Origin of the sequence: Kribbella sp. NPDC050459 (assembly GCF_040655315.1) — a bacterium.
Taxonomy (GTDB): Bacteria; Actinomycetota; Actinomycetes; order Propionibacteriales; family Kribbellaceae; genus Kribbella.
The window spans coordinates 283,121-306,479 of record NZ_JBFAJQ010000002.1; the positions used below are offsets into that span (position 1 = coordinate 283,121).

The window sequence follows — 23,359 nt, forward strand, 5'->3', positions numbered from 1 at the left end:
CAGCCGGGCGTCGGATTCGACTCGATCAGCCGATCAACTGACGGAACGCCCGCGCCACCTGGTCCGGATGTTCCATCTGCGCGACATGCCCGGACCGCGGCAGGTACAGCGTGCGCGCGTCCGGGAACGTGCGCTGGGCCTTGGTCCGGATCCGCGCGTCGACCAGACGGTCCTTGCCGCCGTAAATCAGCAGCACCGGGCACTGCACAGTCGCGGCATCCGCCCAGAGCGACCGCCGCGGTGGGGCCAGCGAGGACCGCAGGATGCTGCGTGCGCCGTCCACTGTGGCCTGCTGGGCCCAAGGGTCGGTGTCGCGACGGTGCAGCTCCTCCTCGTACGCCGCCCGCACCTCTGGGTCCAGCCCTCGTGGATCACCGAACACCATCGCGAGCGACGCCTGGAAGCGCCGGTCGAACGGCATCCGCCTCGTCCGCTCCAGCACGGCCGGACCGAGCCGGGGAGTTGCCAGCGCTGTGAACCACAGGGCACTGGCCGACACCCGCGGATGTGGCAGGGCCGGCGACACGAGCGTCAGCGAGGCGACCAGGTCCGGCCGCTGCGCCGCCAGAGCCACCGAGGCGGCCCCGCCCATCGAGTTCCCGAAGACATGCGCCGGGCCCGCGTACTCCCGCTCCAGGAGCTGGACGAGCAGGTCGGCCTGCTCGGAGATCCCGGTCACGCCGGACAGCGGCGTACGCCCGTGACCGGGGAGATCGGGCGCAATGCCGCGGACCGAGTCGTTCAGGAGCAGCCCGAGGGCTGTCCAGTTCAGTGACGACCCGCCGAGGCCGTGCACGAACAGGGCCGGCGGCAGATCCGTCGCCGCACCGGGCAGGTCCCTGACCGCCACATCCATGCCGGAGACCGGGACCCGCCGCACCGGCCAGTCCCGGACCGCCAGCGGCGACCCGTCTGCGGTTACTGGTCCGTAACTATCCACAGCACCCATGTTAGGCCGCTCCGCTGATGGAGACTGGGACGTATGGCGGGTGCGCAGCAGCAGCTGACGACCGAGGTGGACGGGCAGACGATGAAGCTCACCAACCTCGGCAAGGTCCTGTATCCACGGACCGGGTTCACCAAGGCCGAGGTGATCGACTACTACCACCAAGTGGCGACGCTGCTCCTCCCCCACCTGTCCGACCGGCCGCTGACCCGCAAACGCTGGCCGGACGGCACCGAGGCGGCGTACTTCTTCGAGAAGAACGCTCCCCGCGGTACGCCGGCCTGGGTGCGGACCGAGACGCTGCCGACACCCGGCAGCTCCACCGGACGCGACGAGATGAGCTTCGTGGTGTGCGACGACGTACAGACCGTGGTGTGGCTGGCCAACCTGGCCGCACTGGAGCTGCACGTGCCGCAGTGGCGGATCGGGCTGTCCGACCAGGGCAAGGACCCGCGGGCGGACCTGATCGTGTTCGACCTCGACCCCGGGCCGGGAGCGACGATCGTCGAGTGCTGCGACGTGGCGCTGGGGCTGCGGGAACTGCTCGGCCACTTCGGTCTGGAAGGCTGGCCGAAGACGTCCGGGAACAAGGGCATGCACCTGTACGTACCGATCGAGCCCGCGCCGTCCAAGCAGACCAGTGCGTTCGCCAAGCAGCTCGCCGAGCAGCTGGCGGAGGCGCTGCCGGAGAACGTCACCGCCAACATGACCAAGGCGCTACGGCCCAACAAGGTGTTCATCGACTGGAGTCAGAACGCCAGCGCCAAGACCACGCTGGCGCCGTACTCGCTGCGCGGCTCCGACGAGCCGCGGGTGTCGACGCCGATCGATTGGGACGAGGTGGCGTCCGCGACCTCCCCCGAGGATCTCCGGTTCCTGCCGCACGACGTACTCGCCCGGATCGAGGAGTACGGCGACGTACTCGAAGGGCTGTACGACGACCCCAAGCCGCTACCGGCCTAGATGAGAGGAGCGCGAGCCAGATGACCAGTGGACCCGATTACGAGGGCCCGGGCGACGACAACCTGCCGACCGAGGCCTCCGAGGCGGACGTGCTCGAGCAGCGCCTGGCCTCGACCGTGGTGGACGACCGGTCCGAGGAGTCCGGACTCCCGAGCGAGGCGGACCCGGCGGACGTGGAGGAGCAGCGCCGCGAGGTGGGCGACGCCGACGAGGACGACTACCGCTGACCGCCGTACCTGCCGCGGACCGCAGTACCACGATGGAACGGTCCGTGGCGGGTTGGTCGGCGGGGAAGCTACTGACGGGAAGGACTGCTGGGTAGGATTCGTGGAACGACCCGGTGCCGGACGAAGCCGGCCGCCGGAGAGCACCACCGAAGGAGCCGACCGTGTCGACGACACCGGAGACCGCACCCAAGCGTGGCAGCCGCCTGCCCCGGCTGGCTCGCCGCGCCCAACTGCTCGAGGCGGCCCAGGAGGTCTTCGTCGCGAACGGGTACCACGCCGCCGCGATGGACGACATCGCCGACCGCGCGGGCGTGTCCAAGCCGGTCCTGTACCAGCACTTCCCCGGGAAGCTGGAGCTGTACCTGGCGCTGCTGGACAGCTCCTGCGACGCGATCGTGGCGTCGGTGCAGGACGCGCTGAAGTCGACCGAGGACAACAAGCTCCGGGTCGCGGCGACCATGCACGCGTTCTACGACTACGTGGCGAACGCGCAGGGCGCCTTCCGGCTGGTGTTCGAGTCGGACCTGACCAACGAGCCGGCCGTCCGCGAGCGCGTCGACCGGGTCACGCACGCGTGCGCCGAGGCGGTCTCCGAGGTGATCAGCGCCGACGCCGGCCTCAGCCGTGAGCAGTCGATGGTGCTGGCCGTCAGCCTGGTCGGCATGGCCCAGGTCAGCGCCCGCTACTGGCTCGGCGCCGGCGACCCGTCGTTCCCGCAGCAGCAGGCCGCCGACCTGGTCGCCTCCCTCGCGTGGCGGGGTATCCGGGGCTTCCCGCGCACCGACGGCTGACGGTTCTGCTCTCGGCGGACGGGTGCGGGCCCGGCAGAACGACCGGATAGGCTCGAAGTGTCATCGGCGAGAGTCGCCGGTCGAACGTGCCCGGAGGGTTTCGTGGAGGTCAAGATCGGCGTGCAGCACGCCAATCGGGAATTGGTTCTGGAGAGCGAGCAGACTCCGGAAGAGGTCCAGGCACTGGTCGCCGCGGCGCTCACCGGCAAGTCCGGTCTGCTCGAGCTGACCGACGAGAAGGGCCGCCGGGTGCTGATCCCGGCCGACCGGCTCGCGTACGTCGAGATCGGCGAGGTGTCGACCCGCAAGGTCGGGTTCGGCGCGATCTGATCGCGTTCCGGACACAGTCGCGCGTGTCCCGGTTGCGGAAAGCCACCGAGAGGGCACGATGACGGTGAGACCTGCGCTCAGGTGGTCTGGTTTGTCACGGGGCACCGGACCGGCGCAGGTTCACCATCCCTCACTAGGAGGACACCGTGTACTGGGTCTGGATGATCATCGTCAGTCTCATCGCGGGCATCATCTTCGGGCCGCTGGCCCGGCTGGTGCTCCCCGGCAAGCAGAACATCAGCCTCGGCTGGACCATCCTGGGCGGCGGCATCGGCGCCTTCATCGGCGGTCTGATCGCGAAGCTCCTCGGTGTCAAGGACACCCCCGGCCCGGACTGGACCCAGTACCTGATCCAGATCATCTGCGCCGCGATCGTGGTCGCGATCATCTCCGCAAGGAACAGCAGGACCAAAGCCGCCTGACGCAGGCACAACCAAACGGCCGCCACCCCCGCGGGGGAAGGCGGCCGTTGCCATTTGCCTGGTAAACCAGCCAAGTGCCGGGTTCGGCCCCCTGATTCAGGGTGCAGAACCCGGAATTTGGTGGGTCAACCAGGCAAATTGGGACTCAGGCCTGCAGGCCCAGGGCGGTCATGCGGGCGGTGTGGGCCTCGGTGAGCCGAGTGAACATCCGGCCGATCGCGGCCAGGTCCAGGCCCGGACGGTCCACGCTGCCGGCCAGCAGGGCGGCCAGCGAATCCCGGTCGGCGGCGATGCGCTGCGCCTGACTGAGCGCCTCGCCCACCAGGCGGCGGCCCCACAGCGCCAGCCGCCCGCCGAGCTTCGGGTCCTCGTCGATCGCGGCCCGGACCCGGTCCACCACGAACTCGGCCTGACCGGAGTCGGCGAACACCTCCAGCACCAGCGCCCGCGTCTCCGCGTCCACGAACGACGCGATCTCCCGGTAGAAGTCGTTGGCCAACCCGTCCCCGACGTACGCCTTGACCAGGCCCTCGAGCCAGTCGGACGGCGCGGTGTGGTCGTGGAACGCGTCCAGCGGCGTGACGAACGGCCGCATCGCGTCCATCGGGTCCACGCCGAGCTGGACGAGCCGGTCCCGGAGCCGCTGGAAATGCCCGAACTCGGTGGTCGCCAGCGCCGCCAGCTCCGCCTTGTCGTCCAGGGTCGGGGCCAGTTTGGCGTCCTCGGCCATCCGCTCGAACGCGGTCAGCTCGCCGTACGCGAGCACTCCCAGCAGGTCCACCGCCGCGGCCCGGTAGGCGGGGTCGTCAAAGGCCGTCTGCTCCATGCCCGGCACCCTATCGGGCCGCGCACGGGAGTGGCGCATGCCACACGAAGCGGCGTTGACAGCCGCTGCGGTTACACTGGTGGGCGATTCGCCGGTGACGCGCCCAGATGGGCAAGCTGGTGCGAGGTGCTTGCACAGTGTCCCCGCGCCTCACGATCGGGGCTTCCAGGCCCCAGGCGCCCGGCCACGTGAAGCATCTGTCCGCACAAGCATGTGAGAGGCGATCAGCCTGACCACCTTCCGAGAGCTCGGGGTTCTGCCCGAGATCTGCGACGCGCTCGACCGTGTCAACATCAAAGAGCCGTTCCCGATCCAGGAAATGACGCTCCCCGTCGCGCTGATGGGCACCGATCTGATCGGGCAGGCCCGTACCGGCACCGGCAAGACGCTCGGCTTCGGCATCCCGTTGCTGCAGCGCACCATCTCCCCCGGCGAGGCCGACTACGAGGAACTCGCCGCCCCGGGCAAACCGCAGGCGCTGGTCGTCACCCCGACCCGGGAACTGACCATCCAGGTCGCCAAGGACCTGGTGACTGCCTCCACCGTGCGCACCGTGCGGATCCTGACCATCTACGGCGGCGTCGCGTACGAGCCGCAGCTGGACGCCCTGAAGAGCGGCGTCGACGTGGTCGTCGGTACGCCGGGACGCCTGCTGGACCTGGCCAACCGCGGGGTTCTCGACCTCAGCCACATCAAGGTCCTGGTGCTGGACGAGGCCGACGAGATGCTCGACCTCGGCTTCCTGCCCGACGTCGAGCGGATCCTGCGCAAGACGCCCGAGCTGCGCCAGACCATGTTGTTCTCGGCAACCATGCCGTCGGCCGTGATCGGCCTCGCCCGCACCCACATGCGGCACCCGCTGAACATCCGGGCCGAGTCGCACGAGGACACCCAGATGGTGCCGACCACGGCACAGTTCGTCTACCGGGCGCACGATCTGGACAAGCCCGAGGTGGTGGCGCGGATCCTGCAGGCCGAGGACCGCGGCCGGGTGATGATCTTCTGCCGGACCAAGCGCGAGGCGTCCCGGCTGACCGACGACCTGCAGGACCGCGGGTTCAAGGCGGCCGCGATCCACGGTGACCTCAACCAGCAGGCCCGCGAGCGGGCGCTGACCCGGTTCCGCGGCGACAAGATCGACGTCCTGGTCTGCACCGACGTCGCCGCCCGCGGCATCGACGTCGAGGGCGTCACGCACGTGATCAACAACACCTGCCCGGAGGACGAGAAGACCTACATCCACCGGATCGGGCGGACCGGGCGCGCGGGGGCCAGCGGCATCGCCGTGACCTTCGTGGACTGGCCGGACGTGACCCGGTGGAAGGTGATCAACAAGGCGCTCGACCTGCCGTACGACGAGCCGCAGGAGATCTACTCCACGTCGCCGGAGCTGTACCACGACCTCGGGATCCCGTCGGAGGCGAAGGGCCGGATCCGTCCGGCGCGCGCGCCGCAGGAGGTTCGCGAGGCGCGGGAGGACCGGCCGCGCGGTCGTCGCGACGAAGGCCGTTCCGACGGCGAGCGGCCGGGTCGCAAGCGGAACCGGACCCGGAAGCGCACGCGGGCCGGCCAGCCGCTCGAGGAGCGCGCCGACGTCACCACGAAGACCGACGTACCGGTGTCGACCGAGACGGTCGCCGAGGAGGCGCCCGCCCGGAAGGCGCGCAAGCGCACCCGCACCCGGAAGACCGCAGAGGCCCCCACGGCCGAGTCGGCCGTAGCCGAGGTCGAGGTCGCCGAGGCGAAGGCGGACGAGTCGGCAGCCGACGCGAAGCCGGCCAAGCGCACGCGCACCCGGAAGGCGGCGCAGGCGCCCGAGGCGGCTGCCGAGGCACAGGCCGAGGTCGTCGCGAACGAGCAGCCCGCCAAACGCACGCGCACCCGCAAGACCGCGCAGGCGCCCGAGGCGGCTGCCGAGGCACAGGCCGAGGTGGTCGCGGACGACAAGCCCGCCAAGCGCACGCGCACCCGCAAGACCGCGCAGGCACCGGAGCCGGCAGCCGAGGCACAGGCCGAAGTGGTCGCGAACGAGCAGCCCGCCAAACGCACGCGCACCCGCAAGACCGCGCAGGCGCCCGAGGCTGCCGAGGCACAGGCCGAGGTGGTCGCGGACGAGCAGCCGGTGAAGCGCACGCGGACCCGGAAGGCGGCTGCGGCTGAGCCGGCTGCTGCGGAAGCGGCGGCGGACGCGAAGCCGGTGAAGCGGGCGCGGACGCGTAAGACGGCTGACGCGCCGCAGGCCGCTGCCGAGGTGGCTGCGGCTGCGGAGGACAAGCCTGTCAAGCGCACTCGCACCCGCAAGACCGCACAGGCACCGGCGGCCGAGGCGAAGGCCGAGCAGCCGGCGGGCGCCGGCGAGAAGCCTGTGAAGCGCACGCGGACCCGGAAGGCCGCTGCGAGCGCGGCGGAGGAGCCGGCTGCGGACGAGAAGCCGGTGAAGCGGGCGCGGAAGGCGGCGACCACGCCGATCTTCAGTGCGCCGGAGTGACCGTTTCCGAATGGTGATCTGACGCTGCAACACCCAGCCCCGCGTGGGCCGTCCTAGGACGGTAATCACGAGAGAGGGGCTGGGTGATGAGGCGGATCAGGGCGGTGACGGCCGTGATGGCTGTCGTGGGGGTCGTGGTGCTGGCCGGTTGTAGTGCCAGTGGCAACGACAGCAACTCGGCCGGCGACTCCGCGGCCGCGCCGAGGCAGAGCTCCGGCGAGGCGGCGGGCAACGCGAAACCGCAGGCGCCGGCCGCCGGCAAGTCGGACTCGTCCGGAGGCGGCGGCAAGGACGAGCCGACGATCACGCGGGCGATCATCAAGAGCGGCTCGCTGGCCGTCGAGGGTGAAGATGTCTCCGCCCTGCGGCAGAAGGCGGTCGCCACGATCAGCGGCCTCGGCGGTCAGGTGGCCGCCGAGGACACCATGAGCGACCCCGACGGCCGCATCAACCGGTCGAACCTGGTCCTGAAGGTGCCGACCAAGTCGTTCGAGACCGCGATCCAGCGGCTGTCCGACCTCGGGAAGCGCCTGCAGATCCACCAGGAGTCGACCGACGTCACCGAGCAGGTCGTCGACGTCGCCAGCCGGATCGAGTCGCAGCGCGCCAGCCTGGACCGGACCCGCGCGCTGATGACGAAGGCGAACACGATCGGCGAGATCGTCTCGGTCGAGAGTGAGCTGACCCGCCGCGAGTCGGACCTGGAGTCGCTGCTGGCCAAGCAGAAGAACCTGGCCCTGCAGACCGACCTCGCGACGCTAACGCTGACGCTGACCGAGAAGGGCAAACCGCCGGTGCAGACCGTCGAGGAGCCGGACAAAGGTTTCGTGGCGGGCCTGAAGGGCGGCTGGCACGCGTTCACCGCGGTCTTCTCCGCGATCGCGACCGCCGTCGGCGCGCTGCTGCCGTTCCTGGTGCTGCTCGCGATCGTCCTCGTACCGCTGTGGCTCTTCCGGAACAAGCTGCGCCGCCAGCCGGCCCCGGCCCCGCTGCCCCCGCCGGCGCCGAACAGCGGTCAGTGAAGCAGTGCGCCGGCCAACGCCCGGTAGGCCTTCGCGCCGGGCGAGGCCGGCGCCGTGCTGAGCACGGTGTCGCCGATCGCCGGCGCCTCCGCGAACCGGATCGACTTGGGGATCGCCGGCTGCAGCACGTCCAGCGAGTACGTGTCCGCGATCGTCTCGAGGACCGTCTGTGCATGCCTCGTACGGCCGTCGTACAGCGTCGGCAGCACACCGAGCACCCGCAGGCCCGGGTTCGTCAGCCGCTGGACGTCGTTCACGGTGTCGAGTAGTTGCCCAACGCCACGATGCGCCAACGTCTCGCACTGCAAGGGGATCAGCACGTCGGACGCCGCGGACAGGCCGTTCACGGTGAGCAGCCCGAGGGTCGGCGGGCAGTCGACGATGATCCAGTCGTACGACGTACGCAGCGGGCGCAGCGCGGTCCGCAGGACCTGCTCCGGACCGCTCTCCCGGGCCAGCTGGACGTCCGCGGTGGCGAGCGCGATCGTGGCGGGCAGCAGGTCCGGGGCGTCGTCGGACTCGATCAGTACGTCGCGGGCGCGCACGCCGCCGAGCAGCACGTGGTGGATCGACTGGTCCAGGTCCTCGGGATCGATACCGACCGAGAACGTCAGGCAGGCCTGGGGGTCGAGATCGACCAGCAGCACCCGTTGGCCGAGCTCGGCCAGGGCTGCGCCGAGGGTGGCGACCGTGGTCGTCTTGGCCACGCCGCCCTTCTGATTGGCGACCGCGAGAGTGCGAGGCACCCGGCCATTGTGCCGTACGGCGGACCGCCGGCCCACACCGACCGAGCTGTTGACTTCAAGGCCACTTGAGCTCCGAGCATGCTGGACATGACCGGAACGAGCATCTGCCCCGATCCCCCGACCCCCGACTGCGACGACCAGCCGGCGGTACCGGCCCGGGCCGGGCGGCGGGAGTGGCTGGGACTGGCCGTCCTGGCGCTGCCGACCGTCCTGATCGGCCTCGACGGGACCGCGCTGCACCTCGCGGCTCCGGCGCTGAGTGCCGACCTCGCCCCCAGCTCGTCGCAGCTGCTGTGGATCGTCGACGTGTACGGCTTCGTGGTGGCCGGGCTGCTCGTGACGATGGGGACGGTCGGCGACCGGATCGGGCGCCGCCGCCTGCTGATGATCGGTGCGGCGGGCTTCCTCGTCGCCTCGCTGCTGGCGGCGTTCGCGACCAGCGCGGAGCTGCTGATCACCGCGCGGGCCCTGCTCGGCCTGGCCGGGGCGACCCTGATGCCGTCGACGTTGTCGCTGCTCAGCAACATGTTCCGCGATCCCGGCCAGCGCCGGCTGGCGATCGCGATCTGGATGACGAACTTCATGATCGGCGGCATGGCCGGTCCGCTGATCGGCGGCGTGCTCCTCGACCGTTTCTGGTGGGGCTCGGTGTTCCTGATCGGCATACCACCGCTGCTGCTCCTGCTCGCTGTCGGACGGCTGCTGCTCCCCGAGTACCGCAACGAGCACGCCGGCCGGATCGACCTGCTCAGCGTGGTTCTCTCCGTCGCGGCGATCCTCTCGGTGGTCTACGCCGTCAAGGAGACCGCGAAGGGCGGCCTGCACCCGGGCACTCTGGCTGTCGCGGTGGTCGGTGTGGGACTCGGCTGGTGGTTCGTCCGCCGCCAGCTCGGGCTGTCCGAGCCGCTCCTCGATCTGCACTTGTTCCGTCGGTCCGCGTTCAGCGCCTCGCTCGGTGCGCAGACCTTCGGGCTGTACGTGCTGGCCGCGATGCAGTTCCTCGCCGTGCAGTACTTCCAACTCGTGCTCGGGATGAGCCCGTTCGAGGCCGGTCTCTGGATGCTGCCCACGACGGTCGCGGGCATCGCAGGCACGCTCGCTGGGCCGTACGTGATCCGCCTACTCCGGCCCGGCACCGCCATGACCGTCGGCTTCCTCGTCGCGGCGCCCGGGCTCGCACTGATGGCTGCCGCGACCGGGCGCTGGCCGGTCGTCATCGGGCTGAGTCTCGCCGGTCTGGGCATCCAGCTGGTGCTGGCGCTCACGTACGACGTCGTCATCAGCAGCGCACCGCCGGAGCGAGCCGGTGTGGCGTCCGGGATGGGCGAGACCGGCACTGAGCTCGGGATCGCGCTCGGCATCGCCATCGCCATCGCCGGCAGCATCGTCACAGCGGTCTACCGCGCCGGGGTGTCGGGGACGGCCGGTGCACCGGACTCCGTACGCGACACTCTGGGCAGTGCGGTGGTCGAGGCTGAGCATCTGCCCGCACCGCTCGCCCAGCAGTTGCTCACGACGGCGCGGGACGCGTACACCAACGGCGTACAGCTGGCGGCTGTGATGAGTGTCGTGATGGTTCTGATCCTTGCAGCGACCACGGCCAAGCTGGTTCGGACCAGGTGAGCGGTTAGTCTCTTTACTTGTGAGTACGCCGCGTACGCTGACGCTGCCCGACGGGGTGCGCCCCGAGACACTCGAGACCGACCGTGGCTCGTTCGCCACGCTGACCGCCGTACCCGACATCGGTACGCCGCTCGGCACGGTCCTGCTGGTGCCGGGCTGGACCGGCAGCAAAGAGGACTTCACACCGCTCGTCGACCACCTGTGCCGGTACGGGTGGCGGGCGGTGGCCGTCGACCAGCGTGGTCAGTACGAGACCCCGGGTCCGGCTGACGCGTCGGCGTACTCGCTGGCCGAGCTGGGCGCGGACGTGGTGGCGATGAGCAAGGCGCTCGGCGGGTACAGCCAGCTGGTCGGGCACTCGTTCGGCGGGCTGGTCGCGCGTGAGGCCGTGCTGACCGATCCGTCGGTGTTCTCGACGCTCAGCCTGCTCTGCTCGGGACCGGCCGCGTTCACCGACGAGGCAACGCTGCAGAGCCTGCAGATGCTCGCGTTCGGGCTGGCGAACCTGCCGATCGAGCAGGTGTACGACTTCAAGCTCGAGCACGACCGCAAGGCCCCTGGGTACGTCGTACCGGCCGACGACATCGTCGCGTTCCTGCGGAAGCGGTTCACCGGCAACGTACCGACCAGCCTGGCGGAGATCACCCGGCGGCTGACGGACGCCGAGGACAAGACCGATCAGCTCGCCAAGTCCGGCGTCCGCACGCAGGTGCTGCACGGCGAGACCGACGACGGCTGGCCGATCCGGGTCCAGGAGGCGATGGCCGAGCGCCTCGGTGTGCAGGCTGAGGTCATCCCCGGCGCCGGCCACTCACCGGCCATCGACCAGCCGGCCGCGACCGCCCGCCTCCTGGTGGACTTCTTCCACGACTACCCGGACCTGACCGCTACCACTACCTGACCGGCCGGACCGCCGGCTGGACGTCGAGCAGGTCGAGGCCGACCGGGGTCAGAGCGGCTTTCACCTGCTCGGTGTAGACGAGCAGCTGAACCGGCGCGGCTCCGCCGGTCATCCCGTCGGCGCCTCCGCTCATGGACACGCCGAGGTTCTGCTTGCTGAGGATGCCGTTCAGCGTCTCCCGGACCCGGTCGCTGTCGGCGTTGCTCATCAGGACCGGGGCGACGCACAGGTTGCCGCTGTACACCTTTTCGAACGCCGTACGGAACGCAGCGAGATCACCGTGCGCGACACCGACCATCATCACCACGGGGGCGTTCCGGGACGTGCCGTTCGGGTAGTAGGTGACCGGGCCGTAGGCCTGGGCGGCATGCGCGGCGAGGAACGTCTTCACCGCGGTCGACCAGATGTTGCTCGGCTTCGACGGCCACCCGCCGGGCGGGGCCGCGCACGGCAACTTCGGCAAACCGGCGTCGGCTGTGCGGATCGGCTCGGCCTGCTGCTGGACGTCGATCGAGCCGTCGCGCCAGATACCGGTGACGGACGCCTGGCCGGTCCGGACGCCCTTGATCGTGGTCACGCCCGGGATCCGGTCGACCTGCAGGCCGTTGAGCTCGACCGCGAAGTCGGCCGGGCAGCTCGGCGCCGGCTCCTTCCCCGGCAGATAGCCGATTGCGGTCTTCGCCAGCGGCGCACAGAAGACCGGAGCCTTGCCCGGTACGGCGATGATCTCGCCGCTCACCCGCACCTTGTCACCCGGCTTCACCAGCCACTTGTCGTTGCCCTGAGCAAACGCTTGCGGGGTGCCGGTTGCCGACGTGGCGGGAGGTGCCGGGGTCTTCGGGTCCGGCAGTACGGAGAGGACGCCGGCCGCCACGACCGCGACACTGGCCGCCGCGAGCGCGGGCACCCAGCGCCGGTTCTTCCGGCCGCCGCCCAGCATGTACTCGAGATCGGGCTCCGGCGGCGCCTCCTGGTCAGCCCGCCAGCGAGCGCCGGCCCGGGTCAGCAGGTCGTCGACTTCATCGGTCTGGTTCATTCGGTCACCTCCAGTAGGGTGCGGAGCCGGTTGCGCGCGTCGGACAGCGTGGACTTCACGGTGCCTTCGGAGCAGCCCATGACGGCCGCGGTCTCGGCTACGGACAGGTCGGCGAAGTAATAGCAGTCGACCGCGAGCCGCTGCCGCTCCGACAGCGACATGATCGCGTGGTCGACGTCCATCCGCGCATCGAGATCCGGCCGTGAAGCCACCGGCCCCGCGTCCTCGATCACGGTCAGCGAGGCTCCGGTGCGCATCCGGCGTACCGCTTTCCGGGCCTGATCCGCCGTGATCGCGAGCAGCCAGGCGGACGGCGTACCGCGACTGGCGTCGTACTGCCCCCGCTTGGCCCAGGCCCGCGCGAGCGCCTCCTGCACGATGTCGTCCCGGTCCGCCCCCACCGCAAGCCGCCCCGCCAGCCGGGCCATAGCCACCAGATGCGGCCGCACCCACGCCACAAACCCAGGCCCGTCCCCCGGCGGCTCTTGCACGCCCACCACCGGCTCACCCGTCATCGTCGGCATACCTTCTCTACCCCCGATCAGCCCACCCGGTTGGCTCCTACCCGAATCTCAACGACCCCACCACCCCAACGTCACCACTTCACGCCATTCCGTAACCCACCCGAGTTATCCACAGATCCCTGAAACCCACCCCACGGCCCCTTCCGGAGTCCGTACGGTCGAAGGACCAGTCCATCGACCAGGGGGATCAGATGCCATGCCCTCCGGGCCACCCACTCGATCCCGCCGCCCTTCACCGGGCCTTCGAGACCACCTACCCACTCAGCTGGAGTCACACTCCGCTCTCCGTAGCCGAGATCAGTCGCCTCCACGGCGGCCCCGCGACGCGGCGGAGCCTGCAGCTGCTCGAGCAGGCAGCCGCGGTCGAACCGACGGTGACCAACCAGTTTCTTGACTCGCTGCCCCTCGGGACCAGCCCGTATCAGCTCGACCGACGGGTGAAGTCACCGGAGTCCCTTGCTCGCAAGATCGTCGACTGGGAAATCGCAGGCCAGTCCCGGCCGATCAACGACCTGCTGCGGTACACGGTGCTGACCGAAAGCCCCGATGAGCTCGTGGCGGCCGCATGCCGCGCTGTCGACGCCCTCAACGACCATGGCTGGCGAGTCGGATCGGCGATGCACTCGTACACCGAAGGGTCGAGATACAAGGGCCTTCACGCCGGTATGGCGACCGCAGCGGGGCCGCGGATCGAGGTCCAGTTCCACTCGGTGGCGTCCGTCAAGGTCAAGGAGCTGACAACGCCCTGGTACGAGGTCGAGCGAAGCCCGGCTGCCACCGCGCAGGAGCGTGCAGAGGCGAGGCTGAACTGCGTCGAGGCATCGAAGACGCTGAAGCCGCCGTCCGGCATCGACAGACTGACCACATTGGGCGGAACACGGGTCGCAGTGAACAACTACAGTGACTTCCGGCAGCCCTCTGCGGCGAATCGAAGCAGGGCACGACAAGGCGAGTCACGGACGCCACGCTCCACCACGCTCGGCCAGACGACTGATGGGATCGCGCGATGAGGCTCTACTTGGTCAAGGAAGACGATCGTCTGGTGTGGGTCGCGGCGTTGGCGCACGAGGTGATGTACGCATACGTGGCGAACACCGGCATGTTCCACAACAACAATGCCCTGCGCAACGATTTCTACATGGTTCGCGACTTCACCTACCAAGAGATCGGGCCCGCCGAGGCCAGGCGGTTGATCGCGCAGGGCGTCGGCACTCTCGACGACGACGAGCACCCGACCGCACTCGCCAAGTGGCGTTCCGACCCGAATCCGCTGGCGCCCGCCGACGTACTGGCCATGGCAGCCGGCCTCAACGAGTAGGCGGTCGAGGTGACGCGGTTGTTTCTGGTCAGCCAGGGCGAGCGGCGACTCTGGGTCGCGGCGGTGTTGGGTGAGGATGTGTACTGCTTCGTGCCGGATACCGGGCGGTTTCATCGGAGCGACGGGGTGCGGGACGACTTCTTCATGGAGCAGGAGTTGGCGTACGAGGCGGTGGGCGTGGCTGGGGCACGGCGGTTGATCGAGGGTGGGCTTCCGGCGTTGGATCCGGAGGTGATGGCGGATCACCTCGCGGAGTGGCGGGCGGATGCGCGGGCCTTGGAGCCTGAGCAGGTGTTTGCGAGTGTGGTCGCGGATCTTCGGTGAGGATCGTTGCAGGGTTGACGGCAGCGGTCGGGGGACCCTGGGGCTTGTAGGTTTCGGGGTATGGGTGTGCGGATCACTGGGCGGAGTTTTCCTACGCCTGACTTGGTGAAGACGGTGAACAATCCGGCTGCTTGGGATCAGTTGGGTGGGTTTGCGGAGGTGCAGGCTGCTGAGGCTGCTGCGGCTCTGGGGGTGTTGCAGGAGCGGCTGGCGTCGGCGGGCTCACGGGCTGAGCGGGTTGCGGGGTTCGAGGCGGCGTATCGGCATGTGGCCGAGTGGCGGTACCAGGTTGCTCTGCAGGGGCAGTGGACGCGGCCTCACGCGAGTGCGGACGACGTCCGGGCCACGATCGGTGAGGGGCACATGCGGTACCGCCTGTCGCCGTCGGCGGGGAATCGGGAGCCGGGGACGCCGGCGTGGAAGTTGCTGTCCGAGTTGGAGGCGGTTGCTCTGGAGCGGATGGGTCGCGACCACAGGATGCAGAACGTCGTGACGTTGCGCGGCGGCGAGACGGTGAACGGGAACCGGCTGGTCTTCCTGGCTGCGCCGCGGGATCCGGCGACCGGCGGTCCGTATCTGGGGTCCCCGGACCAGGTGGTCACGGAGACCGCAGACCAGGCGGACTGCGAGGTCCTGCGGCGTGCGTCGTTCGACGCGCTGGCCGAGCTGGAGGAGGCACGGGCCGCGGGTACGGCGGATCCGCGCGACCCCGAGCAACGCAGGATTTTCACCGACGCGGCGTACTTCCTCGTGCAGGGGCCCGAGTTCAAGCGGGGCAGCGACGCGATCATGCGGACGTTCCTGGTCGCGGCTCATGCCCGGGTGTTCGACGCGGCGCCGGTGTTGCCGCAGGCCATCGACCTGGACGGGATGGTTCGCGGCCAGGACGGTTTTCACCGGGTGATGAACGAACAGCTGCGACTCGCGCCGGCGCCGACCGAGCAAGCCGCCGCGACGACCACCGAGCGGGCATCCCAGCCCAGGACCGCCCACAGGCCGAACGGTCTCACCCGCTAGTCACCGGGTTGCGGGTGTAGAGCTGGGTGATGACGGATTCGATGGTGGGTTCGGAGACCGAGAGGTCCATCAGCGGGTAGTTGGCGGCGATCTCGGCCAGTAGGGGCGCCGCGCTCGTGCTGGTCGGGAAGGTGATGTGCTGGCGCGGGCCGTCGACCTTGACCACGGTCGCTCCGGTGACCTCGATCGGTGGCAGCGAGGTGGCGAGGTCGACGACCAGGGTGCGGGGCGCGGACTGGCTGGACTTGAGGCGGTCGAGGGTGCCGTCGAAGATCTGGCGGCCGTGGTCGATGACCATCACCCGGGTGCAGAGCGCCTCGATGTCGTCGAGGTCGTGGGTGGTGAGGACGATCGTCGTCCGGCGCTCCGCGTTGACCTGCGCCAGGAACTCGCGCAGCCGCGCCTTGCTGATCACATCCAGCCCGATCGTCGGCTCGTCCAGGTAGACGATCTCGGGGTCGTGCAGCAGGGCGGCCGCGATGTCGCCGCGCATCCGCTGCCCGAGCGACAGCTGGCGGACGGGGACGTCGAGCAGGTCGCCGAGGTCGAGCAGTTCGACGAACGTCGCCAGGTTCTCCCGGTGCCGGGCGAGCGGGACGTCGTACATCTTCTGCAGGACGGCGAACGAATCCTTCAACGGCAGGTCCCACCACAGGGTGGTGCGCTGGCCGAAGACGACGCCGATGCGCCGGGCGAGTTTCAGCCGGTGCCGCGACGGGTCGACGCCGGCCACCCGGATCGATCCGCCGGACGGCACCAGGATCCCGGTCAGCATCTTGATCGTGGTGGACTTCCCAGCCCCGTTCGGCCCGATGTAGCCCACCACCTCGCCCGGCTCGACGGTGAAGGTCATCCCATCCACCGCCCGGACCTCCCGTTTGGTCCGGCGCATCCCGGACCGCGAGGTGACCGTGAACGCCCGCGACACGTTGTCCAACTCGATGACAGCCACTTCAGCTCCCAGTACTGCGATAGCGACGAAGACCGGCCCGCCACGCCAGCGATGCCAGCGCGACCATCAGCACCGCGACCAGCGGCGACAGCAGCCCGATCCAGGACGGCAGGCCCAGCGGGGCCGGCTTACCCAGCACGAACAGCACCGGGTAGTAGTTGACGAAGGCAAGCGGTACGACGAACGTCACGGCCCGCACGATCTCCTTGCCGAAGATCGTCAACGGGAACTGCGTCAGCGCCTGCCCGCCGTACGTGACCGAGTTGGCCAACTCGGCGGAGTCGACCGAGACGAACTGGAACGCGCCGCCGAGCACGAACAGGGCCCCGAAGATCACCGACCCGGCGACCAGCGAGACGCCCAGCATGAGGCCGCGGGCAACTGTCCAGTCGACCTCGAGGTGGATCAGCGCGAGCACCAGCACGGTCGCGGCCTGCAGCGGGCGGCCGAGCCGGCGCAGCGCGAACCCGTCCGCCGCGGTCTGCAGGAACGCGGGCACCGGCCGGATCAGGTACGCGTCGAACGAGCCGGTCCGGATCCGCTCGCCGACCCGCTCGATCGATCCGGTGACCAGATCGGCCACCCCGAGCGCCATCGAGGCCGTTGCGTAGAGCAACGCCATCTCCGGCAGCGAGAACCCGCCGAACGACCTGATGTGACTGAACATGAACAGCACCGCGATGAAGTCCGTCACCGTGACCAGCATCGAGCTCACCAGCATCAGCACGAACGACGCCGGGTACGCCAGCGCGGACCGGATCCACAACACGATCAGCATCCAGTACTGCGCGGGCGCGCGGAGGACACGCTCAACCACCCTGGATCACCACCTTCCGGGTTGCGAGCGTGGTGGCGAACTGCCCGATCAGCAGCAGCACCAGGAGCCAGCCCACCTGGAACACCAGCGCCGCCCCGGTCCCAGCGGGGTTCCGGCCGAGCCAGATGTCGATCGGCACCTGCATGGTCGCGGCCCACGGCGTCGCACGCGCGACCGTACCGATCCAGCCGGGGAACGCGACCAGCGGCAGGATGGTCCCGGCGAAGAACAGCGACAGCACCAGCGCGAGGTGCTCCATCCCGCGCGAGTCCGTGATCCAGAACCCGGACAACGCGACCAGGTACCGGATCGAGAAACTGACCAGGATCCCGAGCACCAGCCCGAGCGCGATCACCGGCCACAGGCTCACGCTCGTCGGGAACTTGAGGTCGAACACCAGCGCGCCGACCAGCAACGGTGCGCCGCCGCGGACCAGCAGCTGGAACATCGCCCGCCCGAGATCGACGGACATCCACCACAGCAACAGCTGCGTCGGCCGGTACAGGTCGACGGCGATCTCGCCGCTGCGGACCCGCTCCCCCAGTTCGTTCGTGGTGGTCGCGCCGAAGATCCCGATCGGCATCAGCAACCCCTGCTGCAACCACACGAACGTGAGCGCGTCAGGGACGTCGTACCCGCCGAGCCCGGGGCGTTCGCGCCACAGGGTCAGATAGACGCCGCACAGGATGAACCCGAAGATCGTGTTGGTGAAGATGCCGGACACGCTGGCGATCCGGTACGTCGAGAACCGCCGGAAGGACCGGACGGCGATCGCCCAGTAGACACCCACTACTACCTCCTCTCGCACTCCTAGCGGTGTCCGAGAAGCACAGCGGCACGCGGAACTGCCCCGGATCCATCAGGACCCGGGGGTTCGGACACCACTGTGACGGCATGGTTGGACCACGCCGAATTGTCAAGGGCAGAAGAGGGACGGTACGCCGGTGCGCGCCGAGGCGTCAACAAAATAACCGGTCCGGGCGCGGGACCCCTCAGACCCACGCCCGGACCGGTGCCCGGGGGAAGAACAGGAACCTACAGGGTGTCGGTCTTCAGCAGATGGGCGAGGTGGGTGGCGAACGGCGCCGGGTGGCTCGCGTAGCCGCCGTGCCCGCCCGGGAACATCACCACCGGCCAGCCGAGGTGTTCCGCGACGACCTCGATCGGCCGCCCGGGAAGGTGCGCGAACGACTCCAGCCCGGCGGCCGGGACCACGCGATCGGCGACCCGCCGCAACGCGTCCAGATCCGGCACGTACCGGGTGAACGGCAGCAGTTTGTGCTCGTAGAAGGTGGCCGCATTCGCCTGCATCCGTTCCGCGAGCTCGCGGTACTCCGGCAGCAGGTCCTCCATCGGCGGCATCGCGTCGTCGTCCATGCCGGTGCCCATCATGAACACCACGTCGGCCGCGGTCAGCCCGTCCTCGCGGTACGTCTCGAACACGTCCTCGAAGAACGCGCGCGCATCGTCCGCGTCCGGCAGCACCTCGGTGCACGGCGGCTCGTGCGCGACCAGCATCCGGACCCGGTCGGGGTGCCGGGTGATCAGCTCGAGGCCGGTGATCGCGCCCGAACTGGTGCCGAAGACGTACGCCGGCTCGTGGCCGGCGACCGCGTCGAGCAGGGCCAGCGCGTCGGCGGCCGACTGCTCGACGGACTCGTCCGTCGCGTCACCGTCGGACCGGCTGCGGGAGTTGCCGCGCGGGTCGTAGGTCACCACCGTGTACTCGGCGGCGAGCTGGCCGACCATCCCGGAGAACACGCCGGCGTCGGTCCCGCCGCCCGCGATCAGCAACAGCACCGGTCCCGATCCGGTGACCTCGTAGTGCAGCGTTGCCCCCGGCACCGCCAGCTTGTTCACAGTCTTCGCACCCATCAGGCGAGCCCCCGTTTCTCATTCGGTATGGCGTTCACCCTCAGAGTGCTCCGCTCCGCTGGCATCCCACGCACACGCCGCTGGCACGGCTCAGCCAACATCCTCGAGCGGGATCGGCGACGGTTCGTCCAGGCCGGCCCACGGGTCGCGGGGCGGGGACTCGCGGCGGCCCTGCGGGCAGATCTTGGCGAAGTCGCACCAGCCGCATAGCGGCGACGGCTCCGGCGGGAACACGGCGTCGGCCTCCGCCGGCGTCAGGCCCTCGGCCCAGCGGGCCTCGGCGGCGGCCGCGTCGTCGGCCATCGCCTCGGCGCGCTGCTGGTGCCGGGCGAGCGACGCGTCGTCGTGATCGGCGGCGGCGACCGTGTTCGTCGGGAGGTGGTGGAGCTCGACCCGCGTGCACGGCTTGTGCAGCACGCGCCGCGCACCGAGCACGTACAGCGCCATCGCCAGCGACGACCGGGCGTCGACCGGGGTCAGCGGCCGGCGTCCGGTCTTGTAGTCGACGATCGCCAGCTCGGTCCCGCCGCTCCCGTCGCGAGCCGGGCGCTCGTCGATCCGGTCGACCCGCCCGCGCAGTGAGGCCCGTGCGGTGGTGAAGGCGACCGTCCGCTCGACGCCGCGCGGTTCGTAGTACGGATCGGAGTCGCGCAGGTAGCCGAGCACCATCTCGGTCGACCGGTCCCGCCAGTCCAGCGACTGCTGCTCGTCGCGGAACCCTTCGCTGCGCCAGCTCGACCGCATCTTCGCGACGACCTCGTCCGGCGTCCGGCGGGACGCGGGCCAGCGCCCGAAGAAGTCGGCGAGCACCTCGTGCACGATCGCGCCGACCGTGTTGTGCGCCCACGGCGGCCCCTTCGGCGGCCGGGGCGTCTCGAGGTAGGTGTAGCGGTACTTCCGCTTGCAGTCCGCGAACGTCAGCAGCTTCGTCGGCGTCGCCACGAACAACCGCGTCGGCATCCCGGGAAGCATGTCGTTCATCTCAGCCGGCCTTGATGAAGTCGGTGACCGCGTCCGCGACCAGCTGGACGGCGATCGCGCTCAGCAGCAGACCGGCGATCCGGGTGACGAGCAGGACGCCGTTCTCCCCCAGGATCCGCATGATGACGCCGGAGAACCGCAGCGTCAGCCACATCACCAGGTGGATCGCGATGATGCCGACCGAGATCGCGACCACGTCCGGCAGCGACCCGTTCGCCCGCTGCACGAACACCATCGTGGCGACGATCGCGCCCGGCCCGGCGAGCAGCGGTGTACCGAGCGGGACGAACGCGATGTTCACGTTCTTCGTCTGCACCGGGTCCTCGGCGGTGTCGGTCAGCAACTGCAGCGCGATCAGCAGGAGCAGCAGACCGCCCGCGCACTGCAAGGCGGGCAGCGTGATGCCGAGGTGGTGCAGGATCTGCTGGCCGAACGCCGCGAACACGACGATCACGCCGAACGCGACCAGCACCGCCTGCCAGGCCGCCTTCTTCCGCACCGCGCGGGACTGGCCGGCGGTGAGCGAGATGAAGACCGGCACGGTGCCCGGCGGGTCCATGATCACGAACAGCGTGACCACCACCTCACTGAGCAACCCCAAGTTGATGACACTGTTCACGGAAGGTAGGCCTCGGGGACCTGCGCGTCGGAGGCGGCGGCGTTGCTCTTGGCGATCTCCAGCAGGCGCTCGAACTGCTCGGGCTCGGTCGAGTTCACACCCAGGTCGTGGTCGATCTTCCCGGCGCCGTGGTGGTCGCTGGAGCCGGTGTACACGATGCCGAGGTTGCGGGCGATGGCGCGCAGCGCCTCCCGCGACTCCGGCGAGTGGTCCTGGTGGTCGACCTCGATGCCGGCCAGGCCGTGGTCGGCGACCAGAGCGGCCAGGTTCTCCTCGGTCATCACCTTGTAGCTCGACCGGCCCCACGGGTGCGCGATGACCGGCACCCCGCCGGCCTGGCGGACCAGGTCGATCGCGTGGCCCGGCTCGAGTGCGTAGTGCGGCACGTGGCCGGCGCGGCCGTCGGCGAGGAAGCGGTCGAACGCCTCGCTGCGGTTCGCGACCGTGCCGTTCGCGACCAGGGCGTCGGCGACGTGCGGGCGGCCGACCGACGGCGTCCCTGTCGCCTGGGCCAGCACCTCCTCGACGGTGAGCGGCACGCCGATGCTGTTCAACCGGGCCACGATCGTCGGGATCCGGTCGGTGCGGCCCTCGCGGACCACCTGCAGGTCTTTCGCGAGCGGGGCGTAGGCCGGGTCGAGCAGGTAGCCGAGCAGGTGGACGCTGATCCCGTTGAGCTTGCAGGAGATCTCCAGCCCCGGGACGAAGCCGATGCCGAGCTCCTCGGCGGCCCGGCGGCCGTCCACCCACCCGTCGGCGGTGTCGTGGTCGGTGAGCGCGATCACATCGAGCCCGGCCTGCTGCGCATGCCTCATCAGGACGTCCACCGGATCGGTGCCGTCCGAACGGTTCGAGTGGGTGTGCAGGTCGATGAGCACGAGCGGTCCTGGGTCCCTTCGCCGGGTGGCTGTCACCGCTGATGCTATCCGCGTTCACCGACGAGACCTGGCACTTGTGCACAGACGCTCTATTCTTCGGGGGCATGGAGCGCGTCGACTGTGTGGGTGCCCTGGTGTACGACGAGCAGCACCGGCTGCTCGTGGTACGTCGTGCCAACGAGCCGGGGCGCGGCCTGTGGTCGATCCCGGGCGGACGGGTCGAGCCGGGCGAGGACGATCCGGCGGCGGTCGCGCGGGAGGTCGCCGAGGAGACGGGCCTGACCGTCGAGGTCGGCACCCTGGTCGGCGAGGTCGAGCGCCCCGGCCCGCGGGGACAGCTCTACGTGATCCGCGACTACGAGGCGACAGCCGTCGGCGGCGAGCTCACGCCGGGTGACGACGCGTCGGACGCACGCTTCGTGACCCGCTCCGAGATCGCCGCGCTCCCCACCGCCACGCTCCTGATCTCCACGCTCGAGCAGTGGAACGCCCTGCCGGGGTAGTGACGACATCCGTTGGGGTCTGGGAACAAGCAATAACCTGTCCCCAGACACCGGCGCTTGTCGCGCGACCGTACAGACTGGGCAGATGGACGTGGTGCGGGCGATCGAGGAGAACGCGGCCGAATTGCTGATGGCGATGGGCGCCGCGGGCGGTGGTTCGCAGCGGGTGGACGAGCGGGCGGAGTGGACGATCGGCGGGTCGCCCATCGATTACCACAACGCGGTGGTGCGGGCCTCCGACGCGGGGGTGATCGCCGAATCCGTGGCGGAGTTGACGAACCACGGCGTCCCGGGGACCTGGCACGTCGGCCCGTCGATGCGGATCGCGGCCGCGGATCTGGTCGCGGCGGGGTTCGTTCCCGCCGGTGCGGAGCCGGGGATGGCGGTGCGGATCCCGGAGCTGGTCGAGCCCCGCGCCGTTCCCGGGTTGTCGTTGACCCGGGTCGGCGACGACGAGGCGCTGGCGGTGTGGGAAGCAACGCTCGGACAGGGCTTCGGCGAGGGCGAGCGGGAGGCCCGGTGGGTCGCGTCGGTCTACCGCAAACTCGGGTACGACGACCCGTGGCGGCACTACATCGGGTGGTCGGACGGTACGCCGGTCGCGACCGCGACGGTGTTCCTCGGCGCGGGCGTGGCCGGGCTCTACTTCGTGATGACGGTGCCGCAGGCCCGGCGGCGTGGGATCGGGGCGGCGATCACGTACGGCGCCCTGCGTGACGTGGACGCGGAGTACGCCGTCCTGGGATCGTCGTCGGCCGGGCGGCCCGTGTACGAGGCGCTCGGGTTCCGCGAGCACTGCTCCATCGAGTTCTACGAGTGGACCGGCTGAAGGTCCTTCTCCGTGGTGACGACGCGTTCGCGGAGCAGGAGCAGCGCGTCGACGAGCATGACGGCGGCCGTGAGGCCGTGCACGCCCAGGGCCGTCGCGGCCGGGCCGCCGTGGCTGAAGACGACGATCATGTCCGTGATCGGGATGATCACGAGGACCGCCATGATCACGCCGGTGGTCCGGCGCTGCCGCAGCACGACGAACAGGGTGAGCAGCACGAGCCCGAGGGCGATGTCGCGGATGCCCTTCACCGGGAAGTACCCGGCGGCCGTGCCGGTCGGCCACGGGTCGATGCCGAACCCGGCCGCGGCGCCGGCCCCGTCGAACAGGAACCGTGAACCGAAGGTCAGCGGGAAGATCCCGAGCAGAACGGTCAGGACGGTGGTGAAGCGGCGCATGGT

General features: G+C 70.0%; 28 protein-coding genes. 15 read left to right on the forward strand and 13 right to left on the reverse strand.

The window, feature by feature from the left end:
• Window positions 1–25: 25 nt before the first annotated feature.
• A complete protein-coding gene (locus tag AB0I12_RS07185; RefSeq protein WP_359925813.1) occupies window positions 26–940 on the reverse strand; it encodes an alpha/beta fold hydrolase in 915 nt (304 codons plus the stop codon).
• Window positions 941–982: 42 nt separating this feature from the next.
• Here AB0I12_RS07185 and ligD point away from each other — a divergent pair, with 42 nt between their 5' ends.
• The 5 genes from ligD (at window position 983) to AB0I12_RS07210 (ending at window position 3,679) form a co-directional block, all read left to right on the forward strand.
• Window positions 983–1,909 (forward strand): non-homologous end-joining DNA ligase, encoded by a 927-nt coding sequence (gene ligD / locus AB0I12_RS07190; protein WP_359925816.1) that lies wholly within the window; start codon window positions 983–985, stop codon window positions 1,907–1,909.
• Window positions 1,910–1,929: 20 nt separating this feature from the next.
• Complete coding sequence (locus tag AB0I12_RS07195; RefSeq protein ID WP_359925819.1) at window positions 1,930–2,136, forward strand: hypothetical protein; 207 nt, start codon at window positions 1,930–1,932, stop codon at window positions 2,134–2,136.
• Between the two features lie 161 nt (window positions 2,137–2,297).
• Window positions 2,298–2,927 (forward strand): TetR/AcrR family transcriptional regulator, encoded by a 630-nt coding sequence (locus AB0I12_RS07200; protein WP_359925822.1) that lies wholly within the window; start codon window positions 2,298–2,300, stop codon window positions 2,925–2,927.
• Window positions 2,928–3,029: 102 nt separating this feature from the next.
• Complete coding sequence (locus AB0I12_RS07205; RefSeq protein ID WP_359925825.1) at window positions 3,030–3,257, forward strand: DUF3107 domain-containing protein; 228 nt, start codon at window positions 3,030–3,032, stop codon at window positions 3,255–3,257.
• Between the two features lie 146 nt (window positions 3,258–3,403).
• A complete protein-coding gene (locus AB0I12_RS07210; RefSeq protein ID WP_359925828.1) occupies window positions 3,404–3,679 on the forward strand; it encodes a GlsB/YeaQ/YmgE family stress response membrane protein in 276 nt (91 codons plus the stop codon).
• Window positions 3,680–3,824: 145 nt separating this feature from the next.
• On the opposite strand, the gene AB0I12_RS07215 is transcribed toward AB0I12_RS07210, so the two are convergent.
• Window positions 3,825–4,505: a ferritin-like fold-containing protein gene (locus AB0I12_RS07215; protein WP_167207264.1), complete on the reverse strand. Its 681-nt coding sequence runs from the start codon at window positions 4,503–4,505 to the stop codon at window positions 3,825–3,827.
• 319 nt (window positions 4,506–4,824) lie between these two features.
• Between AB0I12_RS07215 and AB0I12_RS07220 the strand changes: the two genes are divergently transcribed.
• Window positions 4,825–6,993: a DEAD/DEAH box helicase gene (locus tag AB0I12_RS07220; RefSeq protein WP_359925831.1), complete on the forward strand. Its 2,169-nt coding sequence runs from the start codon at window positions 4,825–4,827 to the stop codon at window positions 6,991–6,993.
• 86 nt (window positions 6,994–7,079) lie between these two features.
• Window positions 7,080–8,015 (forward strand): DUF4349 domain-containing protein, encoded by a 936-nt coding sequence (locus AB0I12_RS07225; RefSeq protein WP_359925834.1) that lies wholly within the window; start codon window positions 7,080–7,082, stop codon window positions 8,013–8,015.
• Here the strand turns inward: AB0I12_RS07225 and AB0I12_RS07230 are convergent.
• On the reverse strand, window positions 8,009–8,761 hold the full coding sequence (locus tag AB0I12_RS07230; RefSeq protein WP_359925837.1) for an AAA family ATPase: 753 nt from the start codon (window positions 8,759–8,761) through the stop codon (window positions 8,009–8,011). The genes AB0I12_RS07225 and AB0I12_RS07230 overlap by 7 nt on opposite strands.
• Before the next feature lie 87 nt (window positions 8,762–8,848).
• Here AB0I12_RS07230 and AB0I12_RS07235 point away from each other — a divergent pair, with 87 nt between their 5' ends.
• Both AB0I12_RS07235 and AB0I12_RS07240 read left to right on the forward strand, forming a co-directional pair.
• Window positions 8,849–10,384 carry an MFS transporter gene (locus AB0I12_RS07235; protein ID WP_359925839.1) on the forward strand — a complete coding sequence of 512 codons (1,536 nt, stop codon included), beginning with the start codon at window positions 8,849–8,851 and terminating at the stop codon, window positions 10,382–10,384.
• A gap of 19 nt (window positions 10,385–10,403) precedes the next feature.
• A complete protein-coding gene (locus tag AB0I12_RS07240; protein WP_359925842.1) occupies window positions 10,404–11,285 on the forward strand; it encodes an alpha/beta hydrolase in 882 nt (293 codons plus the stop codon).
• Here AB0I12_RS07240 and AB0I12_RS07245 read toward each other — a convergent pair.
• Window positions 11,278–12,321 (reverse strand): hypothetical protein, encoded by a 1,044-nt coding sequence (locus tag AB0I12_RS07245; RefSeq protein ID WP_359925845.1) that lies wholly within the window; start codon window positions 12,319–12,321, stop codon window positions 11,278–11,280. The two genes, AB0I12_RS07240 and AB0I12_RS07245, sit on opposite strands and share 8 nt — an antisense overlap.
• Window positions 12,318–12,845, reverse strand: coding sequence for an RNA polymerase sigma factor (locus tag AB0I12_RS07250; protein ID WP_359925848.1), 528 nt, complete (start codon window positions 12,843–12,845; stop codon window positions 12,318–12,320). The genes AB0I12_RS07245 and AB0I12_RS07250 overlap by 4 nt, the downstream gene beginning before the upstream one ends.
• A gap of 191 nt (window positions 12,846–13,036) precedes the next feature.
• On the opposite strand from AB0I12_RS07250, the gene AB0I12_RS07255 reads away from it, so the two are divergent.
• The 4 genes from AB0I12_RS07255 (at window position 13,037) to AB0I12_RS07270 (ending at window position 15,504) form a co-directional block, all read left to right on the forward strand.
• Window positions 13,037–13,855 (forward strand): hypothetical protein, encoded by an 819-nt coding sequence (locus tag AB0I12_RS07255; protein ID WP_359925851.1) that lies wholly within the window; start codon window positions 13,037–13,039, stop codon window positions 13,853–13,855.
• Window positions 13,852–14,163: a hypothetical protein gene (locus AB0I12_RS07260; protein WP_359925853.1), complete on the forward strand. Its 312-nt coding sequence runs from the start codon at window positions 13,852–13,854 to the stop codon at window positions 14,161–14,163. The genes AB0I12_RS07255 and AB0I12_RS07260 overlap by 4 nt, the downstream gene beginning before the upstream one ends.
• A 9-nt stretch (window positions 14,164–14,172) precedes the next feature.
• The gene (locus tag AB0I12_RS07265; RefSeq protein ID WP_359925856.1) at window positions 14,173–14,487 is read left to right on the forward strand and encodes a hypothetical protein; all 315 of its coding nucleotides are present in this window, start codon (window positions 14,173–14,175) and stop codon (window positions 14,485–14,487) included.
• Between the two features lie 159 nt (window positions 14,488–14,646).
• Window positions 14,647–15,504: a hypothetical protein gene (locus tag AB0I12_RS07270; protein ID WP_359925858.1), complete on the forward strand. Its 858-nt coding sequence runs from the start codon at window positions 14,647–14,649 to the stop codon at window positions 15,502–15,504.
• Here the strand turns inward: AB0I12_RS07270 and AB0I12_RS07275 are convergent.
• The 7 genes from AB0I12_RS07275 to AB0I12_RS07305 form a co-directional block, all read right to left on the reverse strand.
• Window positions 15,494–16,456 (reverse strand): ATP-binding cassette domain-containing protein, encoded by a 963-nt coding sequence (locus AB0I12_RS07275; RefSeq protein ID WP_359925860.1) that lies wholly within the window; start codon window positions 16,454–16,456, stop codon window positions 15,494–15,496. The two genes, AB0I12_RS07270 and AB0I12_RS07275, sit on opposite strands and share 11 nt — an antisense overlap.
• 1 nt (window position 16,457) lies before the next feature.
• On the reverse strand, window positions 16,458–17,273 hold the full coding sequence (locus AB0I12_RS07280; RefSeq protein WP_359925862.1) for an ABC-2 family transporter protein: 816 nt from the start codon (window positions 17,271–17,273) through the stop codon (window positions 16,458–16,460).
• Entirely contained in the window at window positions 17,266–18,063 is a 798-nt protein-coding gene (locus AB0I12_RS07285) for an ABC-2 family transporter protein (protein WP_359925865.1), read from the reverse strand. The genes AB0I12_RS07280 and AB0I12_RS07285 overlap by 8 nt, the downstream gene beginning before the upstream one ends.
• A 245-nt stretch (window positions 18,064–18,308) precedes the next feature.
• Entirely contained in the window at window positions 18,309–19,148 is an 840-nt protein-coding gene (locus AB0I12_RS07290; RefSeq protein WP_359925867.1) for an alpha/beta hydrolase, read from the reverse strand.
• Between the two features lie 90 nt (window positions 19,149–19,238).
• Complete coding sequence (locus AB0I12_RS07295) at window positions 19,239–20,108, reverse strand: PD-(D/E)XK nuclease family protein (protein ID WP_359925870.1); 870 nt, start codon at window positions 20,106–20,108, stop codon at window positions 19,239–19,241.
• A 22-nt stretch (window positions 20,109–20,130) separates the two neighbouring features.
• Entirely contained in the window at window positions 20,131–20,730 is a 600-nt protein-coding gene (locus AB0I12_RS07300) for a MarC family protein (RefSeq protein WP_359925873.1), read from the reverse strand.
• Window positions 20,731–20,744: 14 nt separating this feature from the next.
• Window positions 20,745–21,626, reverse strand: a complete 882-nt coding sequence (locus AB0I12_RS07305) for a PHP domain-containing protein (protein ID WP_359925876.1) — start codon at window positions 21,624–21,626, stop codon at window positions 20,745–20,747.
• A 104-nt stretch (window positions 21,627–21,730) separates the two neighbouring features.
• Here AB0I12_RS07305 and AB0I12_RS07310 point away from each other — a divergent pair, with 104 nt between their 5' ends.
• Together AB0I12_RS07310 and AB0I12_RS07315 are read left to right on the forward strand one after the other, a co-directional pair.
• Window positions 21,731–22,129 carry an NUDIX domain-containing protein gene (locus AB0I12_RS07310; protein WP_359925879.1) on the forward strand — a complete coding sequence of 133 codons (399 nt, stop codon included), beginning with the start codon at window positions 21,731–21,733 and terminating at the stop codon, window positions 22,127–22,129.
• Between the two features lie 85 nt (window positions 22,130–22,214).
• Window positions 22,215–22,958 (forward strand): GNAT family N-acetyltransferase, encoded by a 744-nt coding sequence (locus AB0I12_RS07315; RefSeq protein ID WP_359925881.1) that lies wholly within the window; start codon window positions 22,215–22,217, stop codon window positions 22,956–22,958.
• On the opposite strand, the gene AB0I12_RS07320 is transcribed toward AB0I12_RS07315, so the two are convergent.
• On the reverse strand, window positions 22,940–23,356 hold the full coding sequence (locus tag AB0I12_RS07320; RefSeq protein WP_359925884.1) for a DUF4267 domain-containing protein: 417 nt from the start codon (window positions 23,354–23,356) through the stop codon (window positions 22,940–22,942). The genes AB0I12_RS07315 and AB0I12_RS07320 overlap by 19 nt on opposite strands.
• Window positions 23,357–23,359: the final 3 nt, after the last annotated feature.

Bases quoted from the DNA above. Each gene is read 5' to 3' on its own strand.
- ligD (WP_359925816.1), top strand. From the start codon at position 983: ATGGCGGGTGCGCAGCAGCAGCTGACGACCGAGGTGGACGGGCAGACG.
- AB0I12_RS07195 (WP_359925819.1), top strand. From the start codon at position 1,930: ATGACCAGTGGACCCGATTACGAGGGCCCGGGCGACGACAACCTGCCG.
- AB0I12_RS07215 (WP_167207264.1), bottom strand. From the start codon at position 4,505: ATGGAGCAGACGGCCTTTGACGACCCCGCCTACCGGGCCGCGGCGGTG.
- AB0I12_RS07220 (WP_359925831.1), top strand. From the start codon at position 4,825: ATGACGCTCCCCGTCGCGCTGATGGGCACCGATCTGATCGGGCAGGCC.
- AB0I12_RS07225 (WP_359925834.1), top strand. From the start codon at position 7,080: ATGAGGCGGATCAGGGCGGTGACGGCCGTGATGGCTGTCGTGGGGGTC.
- AB0I12_RS07235 (WP_359925839.1), top strand. From the start codon at position 8,849: ATGACCGGAACGAGCATCTGCCCCGATCCCCCGACCCCCGACTGCGAC.
- AB0I12_RS07245 (WP_359925845.1), bottom strand. From the start codon at position 12,321: ATGAACCAGACCGATGAAGTCGACGACCTGCTGACCCGGGCCGGCGCT.
- AB0I12_RS07250 (WP_359925848.1), bottom strand. From the start codon at position 12,845: ATGCCGACGATGACGGGTGAGCCGGTGGTGGGCGTGCAAGAGCCGCCG.
- AB0I12_RS07255 (WP_359925851.1), top strand. From the start codon at position 13,037: ATGCCATGCCCTCCGGGCCACCCACTCGATCCCGCCGCCCTTCACCGG.
- AB0I12_RS07260 (WP_359925853.1), top strand. From the start codon at position 13,852: ATGAGGCTCTACTTGGTCAAGGAAGACGATCGTCTGGTGTGGGTCGCG.
- AB0I12_RS07290 (WP_359925867.1), bottom strand. From the start codon at position 19,148: ATGGGTGCGAAGACTGTGAACAAGCTGGCGGTGCCGGGGGCAACGCTG.
- AB0I12_RS07295 (WP_359925870.1), bottom strand. From the start codon at position 20,108: ATGCCGACGCGGTTGTTCGTGGCGACGCCGACGAAGCTGCTGACGTTC.
- AB0I12_RS07310 (WP_359925879.1), top strand. From the start codon at position 21,731: ATGGAGCGCGTCGACTGTGTGGGTGCCCTGGTGTACGACGAGCAGCAC.
- AB0I12_RS07315 (WP_359925881.1), top strand. From the start codon at position 22,215: ATGGACGTGGTGCGGGCGATCGAGGAGAACGCGGCCGAATTGCTGATG.
- AB0I12_RS07320 (WP_359925884.1), bottom strand. From the start codon at position 23,356: ATGCGCCGCTTCACCACCGTCCTGACCGTTCTGCTCGGGATCTTCCCG.